The sequence below is a fragment of the uncultured Photobacterium sp. genome (assembly GCF_947502415.1).
Taxonomy (GTDB): Bacteria; Pseudomonadota; Gammaproteobacteria; order Enterobacterales; family Vibrionaceae; genus Photobacterium.
Map to the genome: position 1 here is coordinate 1 of NZ_CANMZV010000006.1, position 16,422 is coordinate 16,422.

General features: G+C 48.1%; 14 protein-coding genes and 1 rRNA gene. 13 read left to right on the forward strand and 2 right to left on the reverse strand.

From position 1 onward, the window contains the following. Nucleotides 1-452, reverse strand: a 16S ribosomal RNA gene (locus Q0852_RS07880); the annotation flags it as partial. A 507-nt stretch (nt 453-959) separates the two neighbouring features. Further along, nucleotides 960-1,877: a glycosyltransferase family 2 protein gene (locus Q0852_RS07885; protein ID WP_299016390.1), complete on the reverse strand. Its 918-nt coding sequence runs from the start codon at nt 1,875-1,877 to the stop codon at nt 960-962. A gap of 140 nt (nt 1,878-2,017) precedes the next feature. On the opposite strand from Q0852_RS07885, the gene Q0852_RS07890 reads away from it, so the two are divergent. From Q0852_RS07890 to Q0852_RS07950, 13 genes are all read left to right on the forward strand, one after another. Further along, nucleotides 2,018-3,157, forward strand: a complete 1,140-nt coding sequence (locus Q0852_RS07890) for a glycosyltransferase family 4 protein (protein ID WP_299016392.1) — start codon at nt 2,018-2,020, stop codon at nt 3,155-3,157. Then, entirely contained in the window at nt 3,154-4,515 is a 1,362-nt protein-coding gene (locus tag Q0852_RS07895; protein WP_299016394.1) for a lipopolysaccharide biosynthesis protein, read from the forward strand. Before Q0852_RS07890 ends, Q0852_RS07895 begins: the two co-directional genes overlap by 4 nt. 6 nt (nt 4,516-4,521) lie before the next feature. Then, nucleotides 4,522-5,853 carry an O-antigen ligase gene (locus Q0852_RS07900; protein WP_299016397.1) on the forward strand — a complete coding sequence of 444 codons (1,332 nt, stop codon included), beginning with the start codon at nt 4,522-4,524 and terminating at the stop codon, nt 5,851-5,853. Further along, nucleotides 5,837-6,532 (forward strand): acyltransferase, encoded by a 696-nt coding sequence (locus Q0852_RS07905; protein WP_299016398.1) that lies wholly within the window; start codon nt 5,837-5,839, stop codon nt 6,530-6,532. The genes Q0852_RS07900 and Q0852_RS07905 overlap by 17 nt, the downstream gene beginning before the upstream one ends. Before the next feature lies 1 nt (nt 6,533). After that, the gene (locus Q0852_RS07910; protein WP_299016400.1) at nt 6,534-7,706 is read left to right on the forward strand and encodes a glycosyltransferase; all 1,173 of its coding nucleotides are present in this window, start codon (nt 6,534-6,536) and stop codon (nt 7,704-7,706) included. Between the two features lie 70 nt (nt 7,707-7,776). After that, nucleotides 7,777-8,115, forward strand: coding sequence for a hypothetical protein (locus Q0852_RS07915; RefSeq protein ID WP_299016402.1), 339 nt, complete (start codon nt 7,777-7,779; stop codon nt 8,113-8,115). Between the two features lie 5 nt (nt 8,116-8,120). Further along, nucleotides 8,121-9,563 (forward strand): sugar transporter, encoded by a 1,443-nt coding sequence (locus tag Q0852_RS07920; RefSeq protein ID WP_299016404.1) that lies wholly within the window; start codon nt 8,121-8,123, stop codon nt 9,561-9,563. Continuing rightward, nucleotides 9,560-10,630, forward strand: a complete 1,071-nt coding sequence (locus Q0852_RS07925; protein ID WP_299016406.1) for a glycosyltransferase — start codon at nt 9,560-9,562, stop codon at nt 10,628-10,630. The genes Q0852_RS07920 and Q0852_RS07925 overlap by 4 nt, the downstream gene beginning before the upstream one ends. Nucleotides 10,631-10,647: 17 nt before the next feature. After that, on the forward strand, nt 10,648-12,468 hold the full coding sequence (locus Q0852_RS07930; protein ID WP_299016408.1) for a sugar transferase: 1,821 nt from the start codon (nt 10,648-10,650) through the stop codon (nt 12,466-12,468). A gap of 59 nt (nt 12,469-12,527) precedes the next feature. Next, complete coding sequence (locus tag Q0852_RS07935) at nt 12,528-12,839, forward strand: STAS domain-containing protein (RefSeq protein WP_299016410.1); 312 nt, start codon at nt 12,528-12,530, stop codon at nt 12,837-12,839. Nucleotide 12,840: 1 nt separating this feature from the next. Then, complete coding sequence (locus Q0852_RS07940; RefSeq protein WP_299016413.1) at nt 12,841-13,635, forward strand: OmpA family protein; 795 nt, start codon at nt 12,841-12,843, stop codon at nt 13,633-13,635. Next, nucleotides 13,632-15,719 carry an SLBB domain-containing protein gene (locus Q0852_RS07945; protein ID WP_299016416.1) on the forward strand — a complete coding sequence of 696 codons (2,088 nt, stop codon included), beginning with the start codon at nt 13,632-13,634 and terminating at the stop codon, nt 15,717-15,719. Before Q0852_RS07940 ends, Q0852_RS07945 begins: the two co-directional genes overlap by 4 nt. Continuing rightward, a complete protein-coding gene (locus tag Q0852_RS07950; RefSeq protein WP_299016419.1) occupies nt 15,716-16,411 on the forward strand; it encodes a hypothetical protein in 696 nt (231 codons plus the stop codon). The genes Q0852_RS07945 and Q0852_RS07950 overlap by 4 nt, the downstream gene beginning before the upstream one ends. Nucleotides 16,412-16,422 lie beyond the last annotated feature (11 nt).

Consider the following 16,422-nt stretch of genomic DNA (forward strand, 5'->3'; position numbering starts at 1 on the left):
CTGAAAGTACTTTACAACCCGAAGGCCTTCTTCATACACGCGGCATGGCTGCATCAGGGTTTCCCCCATTGTGCAATATTCCCCACTGCTGCCTCCCGTAGGAGTCTGGACCGTGTCTCAGTTCCAGTGTGGCTGATCATCCTCTCAGACCAGCTAGGGATCGTCGCCTTGGTAAGCCGTTACCTTACCAACTAGCTAATCCCACCTGGGCTAATCCTGACGCGAGAGGCCCGAAGGTCCCCCTCTTTGCTCCGAAGAGATTATGCGGTATTAGCTATCGTTTCCAATAGTTATCCCCCACATCAGGGCATATTCCCAGGCTTTACTCACCCGTCCGCCGCTCGCCGCCCAACAAATCCCCCGAAGGTTCAATGTTGTCGCTGCCGCTCGACTTGCATGTGTTAGGCCTGCCGCCAGCGTTCAATCTGAGCCATGATCAAACTCTTCAATTTAAGATTTTGGTCGGCTCAATGAATACTGATAATTATCTATAAAAGATAAGAATTGACTGTGCCAAAATAACGTAAGCTATTTTGTATTGGTCACTCAGTTCACTGATGCCATATTTGCTTTCACTTCCCTGTTTATTTTCACTTTTAAAAGTAAAGACAAAAAGGAGTAAAAACAAAAGGTTTGACTAATCATTTCACGAGTGCCCACACAGATTGCATGGTCAAATTGTTAAAGAACAAACCATCAACAAGAAAATATTTGCTTTTCAGCATTTCACTCTCTTATTGACGAGGATGGCTATTCTAACCAATCAAGCTCCTGTGTCAAACACTTTTTAAACCTAATTGATTTAGCTTTTCATCCTGCCAACCAGCTCGCAACCCCTTGTTAGAAGCCGCTCTCCGTGTCGGTGATGCGGCATTATAGAGTGAAAATTACCATTAGCAAGCGACAACAAGAAAAAAAACATCAAGCGAACAACAAACGTACAACTCTCCTATTTCAGATTATTTGATCGACATCATTTTTAAAATATCACTTCCAGCGGCCTTCACTCTTCGCCAATCAGGTTGAAAGCAGCAAACGAATAATTCCTGACACATAGAAGTTAAGTAAGCTTTCCGGATGCGGTTATACTCCGCTTTGCCCGTTATCCACCGTAAATAGCCAGCAAGTAGTGCCAGCGGATTGTACTTTACCGCTCTTGAGTGTTTATTCAGGATCTGCCTCATTGCCTGTAGCCGCTTTTCATGATCACGACTAATCGCACCAGCCCTATCTGATGTGTAATGACAAAGGTTAGCTTTGATCACTCCTACCGGGCCCTGTACTGCAACTCTTAACCAAAGATCCCAATCAGATGCAGATCTTAAATTAGAATCAAATCCCTCGGTAGCTATTAACATCTGCTTCTTAACTATAACGGTACTGGTTCCAACTACATTTTCAGCAAACAAGATTGGTAAGAAATTAGTCAACACACTCAATCGCTGCTGTTTTTCCATTAATGCGTTAAAACGTGGCCAGAAGTCAAAACATCCAATAATAGATTCACCAGTGTCTGAAACATGCATATAGTCACTAAAACTAAAAACCACTTCTGGATGCACTTGATGCAATGCCAACTGTTGGGCCAACTTTCCCTTCATCCAATAGTCATCGGCATCAAGAAAAGCAACTAACTCATGGCTACAATGATGAATAGCCAAATTTCTGGCTTTTGAAGCCCCCATCCGCTGACTACAAATCAGTTTTATATCGCCTTGTTTCTCTAACCACTCTCTGGAGCCATCCGTTGAACCGTCATCGACAACAATAATTTCGGTATTCCCCCCCTGAATCCGCACACTTTCAATAGCCCTGGGTAATGTTTGCAAGCAATTGTAATTCGGAATCACCACACTAACGCTTTGAATCTCCTCCATCTCCAAACTCCTCAAATCACGATAATCCCTACGCTCAATGCAAGCACCACGCCAGACATTCTTGGCATCAAAATTGGAAGTACAAAAAGAATAAAAGAAATTGAAGATACAGATTAACCAGTCCTTGATAGGAAACCGCTATGAAAAAAATCGGTTATGTCATACCTAGCTTCCCAACCTTATCGGAAACTTTTGTGGGGGTCGAAATGCGTGCCATGATGGCACTCGGACATCAACTGCAACCCTATGCTTTCAATACCAATGAACACTTTCAGCCTGTCGATACCTATTTGAAAAGCTGCTGTACCTACCTGTCCGAAGCGCCAGTTTATCCTCTACGCAATATTTGGAAGCTTTATCGTTGCCATAACTTTATTTATAAACAGAAAGGATTCAGCTATCTATCTTTATTGCGACAAGGACTCCAACTGGCGTATCTGGCAAAAAGAGATGGCTGCGAACACCTTCATGCCCACTTTGCATGGCACAGCGCAGCAACAGCCATAGTGGCAGCCAAGTTATTGAACATTCCTGTCTCTTTCGTTGGCCACGGGGCCGATATCTACGCCGCACCGCAAGATCTTACCTGCAAACTACAAGCAGCTGACTTTATCTGTGCCGTCACAAAAGAAATGCAAAACGAACTGCAACTTGCAACAACAAAACCGGTATGCCACATCCCTTGCGGGATCCATGAGGCAGACTACCCACCACCATCTCCCCACTGGCACCCCACTAAAGACTTCTTATTCATCGGCCGTCTTGTCGAAAAAAAAGGGCTCGATACCCTTTTAAACGCTTTCAGCCTGCTACCTATGACAGCAACCCTGGATATTGTGGGAGACGGACCTTTGCTCACAGAACTAACCGAAATGGTCAAAGAGCTAGGGCTAAACAGAAGAGTGGCTTTCCACGGAAGTAAAGATGCCCATTGGTACCATCACCATGCAGGTGATTACAAAGCTCTTGTCGCACCTTTTACTATCGCACTCAATGGAGATAAAGATACTGGCCCTCTGGTTATAAAAGAAGCCATGGCTTTGGGGCTTCCTGTCATTACCAGTGATCTGGCTGGGTGCTGTGAAATCCTCGATGACAATAGCGGAAAACAAGTACCAATGGATGACCCCTACTCACTCCAATACGCAATGCAACAGCACCTTTCCCTGACTCCGACCGAATTGCACCAGCAACGTAAACATGCTTTTGAACGTGTCATAACCCTATTCGGAGCTTCTCGGCAAGCTTGTCTGTTATCAGCTCTAGTGGAGGCTCAATGAAACCTACACTGAACATAGCAATTTATGCTATCGGTCTTATCAGCAGCAAGCTGGTAGCCCTTGCTTTGCAACCTTTTGTCACCCAGTGGCTTGGCCCAGAGCAATTTGGCCGGTTAGATGTATTAATTACGCTTGGGATATTCCTTTCCCTATTCTTAGCTCTCGGGCTAACTGACGCTATTTACCGTTTTGCCCATGAAAATAAACACCAACAGGAAATCTTTAGCGGTGCATTATGGCTAATCATTCTATTTGGCGGCACCCTAACCCTATTGGCACAAATAGCGGCTCCAACTATTCAACAATACCTTCCCGGAAAGCCGCCACTTATTGCGCTACGTTGCCTACTCCTTACTTTATTTATTAATACGCTCTGCACCGTTCCCTTTGCCATTTTAAGGATCCGCGACCAGGCAAGGCAGTTTGTTATAGCCCAGGTTTTATTTGCATTAATTCAAGGCGGTGCCATTGTGCTGCTCGCTCCTAAATACGGAATCAGTGGCATAATGATCGCAGGGCTTGTGGCCCAGACTCTTCAGTTACTCATTCTATACAAGGTCTTTCCGACTCCGAAGCCTCGCCACCAGCAATTGATATTACGCTATGGCATGGCTATCACTGTATCGGGTGTTCTCGGGTTCATTACCCTTGGGGCCGAGCGCTGGGCTATCGCCCATTCACTGAGCCTTACAGAACTTGCTCCCTACGCCATCGCGATACAATGGGCAATGGCAGCCAGCCTACTCCTCGAGCCCTTCGCTCTGTGGTGGTTTCCCAAACGCTTTAGTCTGACGAGCACTAAGGAGGATCGCCAGAAAGCCGCTAACCTCAGTATCGTCGGCTGCCAGATCAGTTGCTTAATAACAGCCGGAGTCATCACTATCGGGCCGCGCTTCCTGACAGTTTGGCTTCCCCAAGACTTTCATGCCAGTGCCGACATTATCCCCTTTTTGGGAATAATGCTGATGTTCAAGCATGCTAGTACCTTGCTCAATATGGGCTGCTATCAACAACGCAATGGACAAAGCGTTATGCTCATCGGACTTATCAGTTGCATCATATCCCTGATAATCCTGTTTTTCATTCTGCCGAACTTAGGCCTCTACGCACTACTGTGGAGTGGGATCGTTTTACAGGTTTTACGTGTCATCCTCTTTTTCTTTTGGAGCCAACGTCGACTTTCTCTTCCTTACCCTTTGCCCCGACTTGGACTCAGCTATGCCCTGATAGCGCTGCTATTACTTACCCACGTTCGAGAAATGCTTATATATGAACTCATCATTTCCCTGATTCTCACCATCCAAATTACCTGGCCATGGCTCGGCAACAAACAAGTTCGTAAACTAATAAAAGTCTGACTCATAATGGATAGACAAAAACAGCTGCTCCTCGCCTTAACCAGCACCTTGCTAATATTCTTTTTCTGGATGAAGCAAGGAAACTTGGTGCTGGTAGTCAGCGTCTTGTTTGCCCTTCCTTTTGTCATAAATCAGGCATTCCTTATCTGTGTCGGCTTCATTATCTTTTCTTATTTCCGGATCCACGAAGCCTTCCCTGTTTTAGAACCACTTCGAATTCCGCAGCTACTGGCCTTGGCCAGCCTGGCTGGGCTCAGTTGGCAACTATGGCTGAAACGAGAAACTATCACCTGGCAGAAACTACATACCCAATTAGTTATCTTCAGTCTTTGGGTTCTACTCTCATGCATCATGGCCAGTAACCGAGGCGAAGCCTTCGCCAGCTTCAACGGCAATTTCATCAAAATATTTATCATGGTATTCGCCATCAGCTGGTTACCAACAAAAATTTCCCAACTCAAAATAATTCCGTTTTTTTTGTTATTTAGTGGGTTATGCATCGGGCTATTAGCGCTTTACAACAAAACCAACGGAATAGGGTTAGTCGAAGGTACCCGGGTAACCATCGGCCGGGACATTGGTTCAATGCTAGGCGATCCCAACGACCTAGCTCTCGTCTTACAATTTCCAGTATCCTTTGCCCTCGCCTACTCCTTCCATGGTAAGAAATGGCAACGAGGACTCACTGCCATCATATTGATCATTCTGATCATGAGCGTACTGGCGACCCAAAGCCGGGGCGGCTTGCTGGGCATCGCCTGTGTTACCTTTGCCATGACTCTAATAAAAAGCCGCTCGATCTTATTACCTGCCGTGATCAGCGGTATCGGTCTGTTCGCTTTAGTTCTACTTGCCGGGATCAGTGACCGAGCTTCCGGAGGGGCAGCCGAGTCCGGGATCGACGAATCAGCCATGGGGCGGATCTATGCCTGGCAAGCAGCTATCAATATGGCTATAAGCAACCCATTTACAGGGGTTGGGCTAAATAATTTTTATTATAACTACTACTTCTACTCTCCCCATTGGGACGGTAAGAACCATGCCGTACACAGCACCTGGCTACAAATCACGGCTGAAACTGGGTTGGCCGGGTTGGTACTGTTCCTGCTTATGGTGATTGGAGCCCTGAGAGTCAGCTTCCAGCTATTAAAACGATTAGAAAATCACGACATGAAGCCTCTCGCACAAGGACTGTGGCTCGGTATGCTGTCATTCTGCGTCAGTGGAACCTTCCTGACCCAAGGGACAACCTGGCCACTCTATATCTTAATAGGGCTACTGCTTGCCCTGGATCGATTGACTCTCACCCCGGAGGAGAACCATGCGCACCCTGATTAAACAGCACCTCAGCCAAAATCAAATTGCCCCGCTCAAAGCGTTGCTCCAGCAAATTCGCGGCTGGTATCTGCCTTCTATTCCACTCCTCCACCAAGGGCTATACCACCTGCACCTTGCGATCAGCCGCGGAATTCATTGCATTTTGCAAAAATGCTACTTCACGCCGATGTTCATCTCCCGACTCGAAAACCGTCCCCGGCAACTGCAGCTTGACTGTGGCATGCCGCAAATTCTCGGAGAGCTAAATATTCATTTAGGAGAACAATGCCGCCTTTCCGGTATCTCGACATTTTGTGGACGAGTATGGGGCAAACAAACACCACAACTAATTGTCGGTGACAATGTTGATATCGGCTGGCAAAACATTCTGGCTATTGGCACAAAAATTCAAATCGATAATAACGTCCGGCTGGCCAGTAAGATCTTCCTTGCGGGGTTCCCTGGGCACCCTCTCGAACCTCAGGCCCGCGCAGCCGGTAAACCGGATACAGAACAACAAATCGGGGACATCCACCTTTGTCGAGATGTCTGGCTGGGCACAGGGGTAATGGTTATGGCAGGCGTCACCATCGGAGCTGGCAGTATCGTTGCTGCGGGTAGTGTAGTGACATGCAATATCCCACCGGGAGTCCTTGCTGGCGGGAACCCGGCCCGGGTCATAAAAAAACTGGAGTACTGAAATGAAACATCTTGATATGGAATTTTTAGTCTTTGGTGAAGATTGGGGACGCCACCCCTCAAGCACCCAGCATATTCTGACCACTCAGTTCAAGAATTACGATGTCATCTGGATCAACTCAATTGGCCTGCGACAACCCACATTCAGCTGGCGTGATCTCAAAAGGATCAGCGAAAAAATACAGGCGAGTATCAAACCACCTTCAGACAAAGCCTTCACATCACTTCCGGCGCACAGCCTCAAACCGACAGCCATCATCAAGCCGTTAGTATGGCCCCTAGCCCAAAATGCTTTTGTTCAGGCACTCAATAATATGATTCTGAAACGCCAGCTTCGTCCCAAAAAAAAGGCTCGTGTTATCTGGGCCGCCTTACCCAGTGCCGTTGACTACCTAAAAATTTGCGACAGCGATCTGGTGATCTATTATTGCGGCGATGACTTTTCAGCCCTCGCCGACGTCGATCACGACTATGCAACCCAAGCAGAGCAAAAGCTTATTGCACGAGCTGATATTATCCTGGCCTGCAGCCCCTCTCTGAAAGCAAAGTTCCCAAAAGAAAAAACCTGGCTACTTCCCCATGGCGTATCATTATCGCAATTTGCAAAACCTGCTTCCAATCCCGAAGATATTGACAACTCACGCCCCAGCGTCGGTTTCTATGGCAGCCTAAATGACTGGCTAGACCAAGACTTACTGCTACGACTGGCCAAAGCTCGCCCTAACATCAACTTTTACTTACTGGGACCGATACAAACCAATACCTCTAAACTTCTTCAACGCCATAATATTCACCTGTTGCCAGCCAAGCCCCATCATCAACTTGCAAGCTACCTACAGCACTGGACGATGGCAATCCTACCTTTTAAGGACAACGCACAAATTCGCGCCTGTAATCCACTGAAACTAAGGGAATACCTCGCTGCCGGCTGCCCGATTATCAGTTCAGATTTTCCTGCTGTACGGTCATATCACCCCATTGCCAGTATCGCCACCAGCAATGAGCAATGGCTCTCTGCCATAGATCATTACTGTCACTTCAGTACCGATGAGCGACAAGCTTACGCCCAGCAGGCTCAAAATCGAGTATCTGAAGAAAGCTGGGAGCAACGTGCGAACCTCGTAACCCAGCTAATTAAAGAACAACTGATGTACAACAAATCAGACGTCAACTAACAATTATCCAAACTCTAGGCACTTTTTTTGCTACTACTCTTTATACGCATAGCAATAGAGAAACAACGCAATGAAAAGGATCACTAGCTTACTTGGCTGCCTACTCATCTGGGGATGTACCAGTACCAATCAGGTTCCGCACTCACTCACGCTATTCTTTAGCCCCGAGCAAATATCACTAACTGTCGAGCAACAAAGAAAAATCACAGATTACCTGAGCCAGAATCCATATCACCAGTTAACAGCCTTCGTTGCCCCGGCGGCATTGGACGATCCATTTAAAGCTCTAGTTCAGGGGCAAAAACGTATCCAAGCTGTTAGCAAACTGTCGGACGCCAGAGATATCCCACTGCGACTTGAATATGCGCCCCAGCAAACCGCTGATACGCTGATCCTGCAAAGGCAATAACCATTATGCGGCATAAATTATTTGCCAAGCTTTACCCGCTCCTCCACGCCTTATGGAGCCACAGGTACCTGATCCTGATTCCAGTGCTTGTCATGCCATTTCTAATGGCGGCGGGCGGTGCAGTCAAAGCAAAGCGATACTATGCCCAAACCACGATTCTGGTTCAGGAAGCGTCGATGCTGAACCCGTTTCTTGAAGATTTATCTATCTCAATGAATCTGAAACAGCGCATCAAAGCGCTACGCGTACTGCTTCATAGTCACTCTGTACTTGAGCCTGTGGTTGAAGAGCTGGAATTGGCACCAGTCAACAGCCGCGCCCAAGTTGAGCAAGTCATTAGCAAACTTAATAGCAGCGTGAGCGTAAATCTGGTAGGTAATGACGTTGTGCAGATTGGACTGAACTGGCCAACTCCCAAAGAGATGCCAGCGATACTCAACAAAATATCAGAAATCTTCCTCGATAAACTACGGGCTCCCGGACGCGCCTCCATTGACGGCTCTGAAATTTTCCTCCAAAAGCAACTTGAATCCACCCAACAAGATCTTGAAAAAGCTGAAAGCGAACTCGCCCAATTCAAGGCTGATAACGCCGATAACCTCCCCCAACTACAGGGGAGTAACGTCCAAAGTGATGCAAGGCTAAATGGTCTAATCCAGGAAACAAAACTCAAACTCCTGAATGCTCAAGCTAAACGCAACAACTTCTATCAACGCCTTGCCAGTACCAACCCTGTAGTCGGCATGCTGGAAGCAGAAATAGTCAAAGCAGAAGCCGAACTTGCCATGCTCCGTGCCAGCTATACCGATCGCCATTCATCCGTAAAAGCAGTGCTCCGCCGCTTAGGTCGTCTGAAGCAAGAGCGTTCTCGACTCGTCGAGCAGCAGCAATCCCTTAGCGCACAGGAAGTCAGTCAATTATGGCAGCGGGTTGCTAGCAATACACAAAGTGTTGATCGTAATAACCAGCCAATTTTACTAAGCCAATTCGAACAACTGCAATTGGCTGAAAGCCAGATCCAAGCACTAACCGAAGAACTGAAGCTTCTGGAGACCCAGGCCAACCTCCTTCAGGAACAGCGGGCCGAATTTGCCCAACTGGAAAAACAGCTCAAGATCCTGCAACGCAACTACGACGTCAAATCAAGGATCTATAACCAGCTTCTGGAACGTTATGAAATGGCCAAGGTCACCGGTCACCTTGGCCGCTTCGAAGAACCCGACAAGCTAAAAATCATTGACCGTCCCATCGAGCCAAGCAAACCACTAAACTGGCCCTGGTGGCTCAACTTTTTTCTAGGGATCGGGGCCGGGCTTGGACTCGGGCTTTCTCTGGCATGCGCTATGCAGCTACTAGATACCCGGTTATACCAAACAACCCAAATCACCCGGCTCACTAAAGCGCCTGTTCTGATCCGAGTGCCCAACTTCCCAGAGAGTTCGCCATGAATAACATAACTTTACAAGTCGTCCAGCACTTGCGCCCCGGCGGCATCGAAAGGCTTGTCCTCAACCTGCTACGCTTCGCCTCTCCTAACCACAATGTCTATGTTGTTGCACTGGAAGGTAAAAAAAAATCAGCTATAGAAGATTGGCCTGAATTACAACCTTTCAAATCCCAACTGTTTTTCCTTAATAAACCGACAGGCCGGGATCTGAAAACCGCTTTCAAACTCCGCTCCCTGATCAAAAGACTACGAGCCAATGTGGTCCACTCCCACCACCTGGGACCATTGCTTTATACTCGACTTGCTACCCTCGGCATGAAGCTTTCTCATATTCAGACTGAACATGACAGCTGGCATTTGCATAATGCCAAACAGCGCTATCTGACCCGCTGGCTTTTAAAAGGTACGAAGGTCAAATTAGTCGCGGATGCCCCACGGGTTGCAGATCAACTAGAGCAACTCGGGATCACAACCGATCGTGTCATTATCAACGGGATCGACACCGAACACTTCTCGCCAGGCAACCAACTGCTCTCACGCCAAATGAACCATCTTCCAACCAACAAGATCATCATCGGCTGTGCTGGCCGTCTGGTAACAGAAAAAGGAATTGATACACTACTCCAATCACTTGCCCTAATGCCTGACAACCTCCAGATCGCCATTGCAGGTCATGGGCCTGAGCTAAAAAACTTACGCCACATTGCCAATCAACTCGGCATCACCGACCGTGTTCATTGGCTTGGTCATTGCAGCAACATGCGAAGTTTCTATCGCGCTATCGATATTTTTTGCATGCCGTCACGTCAAGAAGGGCTACCGCTAGCACTACTGGAAGCCCAAGCCTGTGGCAAAACGGTCATTGCAACCAACGTCGGCGGAATTCCGGATTTACTCTGCCCGCAAAGCGGCAGCCTGATTGAGCCCAACCAGCCTGTTCGACTGGCCAGGGCCATTATGAAAGAGCTAAATAAAACAGCAGACCATAGCGAACAAAATGCCCAATACATCCGCTGCCTGGCAGATGTTCGGATAATGACTGCCACCTATGAAGCACTGGCGTATTAGCAAATGGAGGTATAACAATGGTTTTGCAATGGATGGTTCTGATTTTTCTTACTGTACTTATCATCTATCACCATGTCATCTATACCGGGTTGATGATCTGGCTTGGTCGGCGACAACCTGCAACGGCCAACGCCCAACAAGAAGCACCAATAGCACAACACCTAATAGGTCAAGAGCCAACTTTTCCGTCTATCGCTCTGGTTATGCCTGCTCATAATGAAGAAGCTTGTATCGAGGAGAAGCTGGCTAACCTTCTGATACAGGACTATCCGCCAGAAAAGCTATCAGTCTGGGTGTGCTGTGATGGCTGTAGCGATGAAACTGCCTCTATTGTCAAAAACTGGCAAAAACGATTTACAACAGCCGGAATTAAACTGCACTGTATTGAAGAAGAGATGAACCTCGGCAAGGTTGCCCGGCTCAACCAGATGATGCTCTTAGCCAAAGAGCAAGCAGAATTCATCGCCCTGTCTGATGTTTCAGCGTTACTATCGATGGATGCGTTAAGGCAGGCGGCGGCCAGCTTTATCAAACCACAAACAGGAGCTGTAACCTGTAGCTACCTTCTGGCCGAGGCAACGCAAGGAGAACAACAATACTGGCAGTGGCAAAATAATATCCGATATGCAGAATCCCGCCTGGGGAATGTTATGGGTGGCAACGGAGCCTTTTATATCATGCGCGCCAAACTCTTCGTCCCACTGCCCGAAGACACCATCAACGATGACTTCATGCTGCCAATGATGGTGATCAAACAAGGCTACCAAGTACAATTCAACCAACTGATCAACAGTATTGAACTGACTCCCTCCAACAACGAGCAAAACTATCAGCGTCGACAGCGCATTGGAGCCGGCAACTTACAACAGTTGATCCGCTGCCGCTTTATTTTCAAACGCCGCCACCACGGAGCCCGCTGGCTTTTTGCCTCAGGAAAAGGGCTGCGGACTCTGATGCCCTTTATTCTGCTAACCTACCTGCTGATCAGTGGTCAGATGGCAGCGCAAGGTTCATCGTTCGCACTCGGCCTTGTCACTCTCCAGCTCTCTGGGTATCTGCTAGCACTTCTACCAGCCATAGGCATCCGAACCCGACTGACGGATAAACTACACTATTTCATCAGCGGTTACGCGGCCTCGTTAATTGGTATGCTTCGCTACCTTAGCGGACAATTCCGCCACGGTTGGCGCCACCTTCCGCCACTAAGCCGCTACCAAACCCAATCAACCCTACTGCTAAAGCGAGTCAGCGATATCCTACTAAGCACTATCGGGCTGATAATCACCCTACCTTTATGGCCGATAATCGCTCTATTCATCAAACTCGATTCCCCCGGTACCATCTTATACCGTCAGCTTAGGGTTGGACGGATATCCGAAGAACAGGCAGAGTTATTCGAAGTCATCAAGTTTCGCACTATGGCCCATAACGCTGAATCCCTGTCAGGTGCCGTATGGGCCAGCCAAGACGATCCACGCATTACCCGTATTGGCCGTTTCTTGCGGGCAACCCGACTGGATGAACTCCCTCAGTTTATCAATGTGCTTAAAGGTGAAATGTCACTCATCGGCCCAAGACCTGAGCGCCCGGAGCTCTGTGGTGATTTGCAAAATGCATTGCCCTTTTACTTAGAACGCACCGCAGGATTGAAACCCGGGATAACAGGGTTAGCCCAGGTTAACCAAGGCTACGACTGCAATCTGAACGACGTCAAAAACAAAATCGCCTGGGATCATGCCTATGCCGTAGCCCTTAGCTCTCCGCTTCAATGGCTTAGAATGGATCTGTATATCATTTTCAAAACACTTTACATCATGGCCTGTAAACGAGGCCAATAATTGGCATATCACTTGTATTACTTCTGTACCGTTCTAACGACATTGAATGAGAGGTCTTTATGCAAGCGACAACATCTCCCGTTATAAACCTGTCCCTGCAGGATGAGTTTGATGCCCATATTGCACGACAGATGGAACCGGAGTTCGAATCCCTCAGCCAAACCGAGAAAGACGAGCTGGTTATCGATATGACTCAAGTTCAATTTATTGACTCCTGCGGAATCGGTGCCATTGTTTTCTTATATAAGAGATTGAAAAGCAGAGGCAAAAAATTACGCCTGCTCAACGTTAACGGCCAGCCTCGGCAACTGATGCAAATGTTAAGGATTGATAAGGTGATCCCTCTGATCACTTCAGCGGAGTTACAATGATATGGGAAAACTGCCAAGCTTACTTTTAATCCTGGCGGCCAGCGGGTGTACCACCTGGCCGACCACGGGTGATACTCCCTATAACCCGCCAGATATTGAACAGTGGCTTGAACTCGAACACCATGACTTTGAACTTCAGTTACTCGCAACCCGGGGAGCCAAGCTCTGTCTTCCCGGCCAATATCGGAAATTAGAAAACCTCTACCTCAAGGCCAGGCAGGAAGCCAAAGCCGGTTTTGCCGACGATGCTGACATTACTTTGCTGGAATACCAAACTCAGTTCGGCAAAATTCAGCGCCAGATGGACTGGCTGGAACACCACACCCAGTGCCTTAATACCCGTTATTCAGAAATAGAGCTCAGGGATCAATTTCTGCTGTTAATGCGAGTCGACAACCAGTTTGCCTTCAACCGAAGTAAACTACTGCCAGATTACGAAAAAGCCCTGCGGCGTGCCGCCTCTATATTAAAACGCCAGAATCACTGGCAACTGCAACTTACCGGCCATACAGATACTATCGGCTCTAAGCAAAGTAACTATCAGCTGGGAATGAGGCGAGCCGATACAGTGCGCCGTTACTTAGTCGAACAAGGCGTTGATACTAACCAAATATCAATAACCAGTGTCGGTGAATCCGAATCACTCGAAGATCCTCGCTCGCGAACTCAACGCCTCAGTAACCGTAAAGTTGAGGCCAGAGTATTAGTTGAACACCACACCCGCTCCGTACATCGGGTTTACTCCCTACAAGATTGGCATGCCGTCAAAGAGCAACTAACCAGGGAGCCACTATGAAAACACTCCTGCTGTTGCTGTTCGTATTCATGATAACACCGGCCTGGGGCGCAACCCTCACCGCCGGGGATCGGGTATACTTGCAGCTTCCCGGCGAGAGTGCTTTCGATGATCCCTTTACCATTGATGATCAGGGACAACTTCGGCTACCGGAAGTTGGCCTGATCACCGTAGCAGGATTAACAACAGAAGAAGCAGAGCAACAGATCAGGAAACAACTGAGTACCGTCTATCGCAACCTGGATGAGTTTAACCTTAGCATCATGGAGCACATGATTCGGATCCGGGTGCTCGGCTATGTTGCCGAGCCGGGCATGGTCTCACTCAAGCCCGGCAGCAATGTCCAAATGGCCATTGCCGCCGCCGGAGGGGCCAGACCCGGAGCCCAGCTTGATCAGTTTAAGCTGCTCCGCAATGAACGTTCCCAGATATTCAATTACAAGTCTTACCTAGATTCCGGTGAACCCTCACAGCTCCCAGCCCTTAAAGCCGGTGATACTATTTTTGTTCCCGCATCCCCCCTGCTGGGAAATATAGAAGTAAATTTTGACGCAGCTTCATTACGTGAAGGGGGGGATGCCGATGAAGAACAAGGGATCACTATCTTCGGTGAACTCCGTAACCCCGGCACCTTCAGTTTCAAACCAGGTATGACCGTCGTTGATGCACTAATGCGGGCAGACGGCGTCACCCGCTACGCTGATGTCACCAAGATACGGGTAATAACCGACAACATCCCTTACCAATTTGACCTTAAAGCCTATCTCGACACAGGCAAAACAGCGAATCTACCGCCAATCAAACCAGGAACAACTATTTTCGCCCCAATTGAAGTTGAGGACATCAACACTACTTCCCGCACCGTCTATGTAATGGGAGAAGTCAAAGCTCCCGGAGCCTATGAAAGCTCCCCAGGCACCGGATTTATCGACGTGCTGGCCAATGCCGGCGGTCCCACCCGTTTTGCCGATACCACTCATATCAAACTACTGAGTACAAGCAAACCAGCAGTCACCATTAATCTGGTGGAATATACCCGTTCACCGGACAACTTCCCTTTACCAGGAATCGAACCCGGTGATGTCATTTTCATCCCGGAAAAAACTGATGTAAACGAAAAATCATGGCTGAAAATCACCAATGATCGCGCCATTAAAATTATCGGAGCCGTCTATAGTCCAGGCCGATATGAATGGAACAATACCATGAGCTTCCTGGATGTTCTTGCCCATGCAGGAGGCCCGAAACAACAAGCGAATCTCAGCAATATCCGGCTTATCAAAGAACAACACAGCACACCAGAGAATGTCGTCTACATCGATCTGGAAAGCTTCATCAACGAGGGCGGTAACTTTACCCAACTCCCCCAACTAGATGCTGGTGATACCATCATCATCGACGAGCTGCCCCATGATCCAACCGACAACAAAGCCAGCTGGATCCGTCAGTCTGCCGACGACTCGATCTATGTTTTTGGCCAGGTAGGCGCACCAGGACGCTATGCCTTTAAACGCGATCTCGGTTTCCTTGATATCCTGTCTGCCGCTGACGGTCCAAGTGGTGATGCGGATCTTCGCCAGATCCGCATCAGCCACCGGGACGGAAACCAATCACGGATCACCAAACTGAATCTTTCATTATATTTTGAAACCGGCGACGAAAGCTTATTGCCTGAAGTCGTACCCGGTGATGTTATCTATGTTCCCAAAGAACAAGGGAACTGGCTCGACAAACCAGCCGAGCAGGTTGTCAGACTGATGGGCTCCGTCAATAAACCGGGCCGCTATACTTTTAACAGCCAAATGAATATTCTGGATTTACTGGCCGAAGCCGGCGGCCCTTCCGATAAAGCCTATATCGAGCGCATCATGATCGTAAATAGCTCCTGTTGCGGCGACCAGGCACAAACCTTCAACCTGCGTGACTATGTCATAGACCCAGCAAGTTATCCTTTGCCACTGCTACGCCCCGGCGATACTGTTTATGTACCAAATGTCAGTGACTCTATTGGAGAACAATGGCGGCAGGGGCTCCGAGATGTCCTAGGCCTATTTACACTCATTGCACTGGGAGCTGCCCTATGAAGCCCTGGCTCAGTGTGGAATACGATCAACTGTTCCACCAAATACACCAACTGGAAGCCCGCGTGATCACTTTTGCCGGCGCCAGCTCAGGCTGTGGTACATCAACTCACTGCAACTGGCTTGCCCGACGATGCGCCGAAGAGCAAAACAAGGTACTGTTGATCGACCTCGATCTTGGCGGATCAGGCCAAGGCTTCCCGGCTAAGTCGTGGATGTGTGATGGCAACGGTGAGTCAGAAGCTTTAATCCACATAACTGACCAACTCGATGTTCTCCCCCGACCCAGTCATGAACGTACAATACTGGATCTCCGCCAACGCCAGCTTCTCCTCAAAACACTCGAACGCTGGAAACAAGATTACCACTACATTTTTTGCGATGCTGGCACGATGAGCAATACCAACTGGCGAAACTTACCAATCACAGCCATCAGTCATGCCAGTGATGCCACCATCCTATGTCTTGCTGCTGCAAAAACGACAGAAAGCGAGCTATTGACCTGTATGAAAAAAATAGAACAAAGTGGGATCAGCCTGTTCGGGACTCTAATCAATGATCAAAACAATCCATCGTTAGCTAACGAAATCATCCGAGTACTTAATGGTAAAGCGCGCTGGCTACCTAATAAGCTAAAACACAAGCTAATCGACTACCTAGACACCAGCCCCTTATTACAAGGGAAATACCAATAAACAAAGCAGGT

Coding starts and splice junctions, on each gene's coding strand:
- Q0852_RS07885 (WP_299016390.1), bottom strand. CDS start 1,877: ATGGAGGAGATTCAAAGCGTTAGTGTGGTGATTCCGAATTACAATTGC.
- Q0852_RS07890 (WP_299016392.1), top strand. CDS start 2,018: ATGAAAAAAATCGGTTATGTCATACCTAGCTTCCCAACCTTATCGGAA.
- Q0852_RS07895 (WP_299016394.1), top strand. CDS start 3,154: ATGAAACCTACACTGAACATAGCAATTTATGCTATCGGTCTTATCAGC.
- Q0852_RS07900 (WP_299016397.1), top strand. CDS start 4,522: ATGGATAGACAAAAACAGCTGCTCCTCGCCTTAACCAGCACCTTGCTA.
- Q0852_RS07905 (WP_299016398.1), top strand. CDS start 5,837: ATGCGCACCCTGATTAAACAGCACCTCAGCCAAAATCAAATTGCCCCG.
- Q0852_RS07910 (WP_299016400.1), top strand. CDS start 6,534: ATGAAACATCTTGATATGGAATTTTTAGTCTTTGGTGAAGATTGGGGA.
- Q0852_RS07915 (WP_299016402.1), top strand. CDS start 7,777: ATGAAAAGGATCACTAGCTTACTTGGCTGCCTACTCATCTGGGGATGT.
- Q0852_RS07920 (WP_299016404.1), top strand. CDS start 8,121: ATGCGGCATAAATTATTTGCCAAGCTTTACCCGCTCCTCCACGCCTTA.
- Q0852_RS07925 (WP_299016406.1), top strand. CDS start 9,560: ATGAATAACATAACTTTACAAGTCGTCCAGCACTTGCGCCCCGGCGGC.
- Q0852_RS07930 (WP_299016408.1), top strand. CDS start 10,648: ATGGTTTTGCAATGGATGGTTCTGATTTTTCTTACTGTACTTATCATC.
- Q0852_RS07935 (WP_299016410.1), top strand. CDS start 12,528: ATGCAAGCGACAACATCTCCCGTTATAAACCTGTCCCTGCAGGATGAG.
- Q0852_RS07940 (WP_299016413.1), top strand. CDS start 12,841: ATGGGAAAACTGCCAAGCTTACTTTTAATCCTGGCGGCCAGCGGGTGT.
- Q0852_RS07945 (WP_299016416.1), top strand. CDS start 13,632: ATGAAAACACTCCTGCTGTTGCTGTTCGTATTCATGATAACACCGGCC.
- Q0852_RS07950 (WP_299016419.1), top strand. CDS start 15,716: ATGAAGCCCTGGCTCAGTGTGGAATACGATCAACTGTTCCACCAAATA.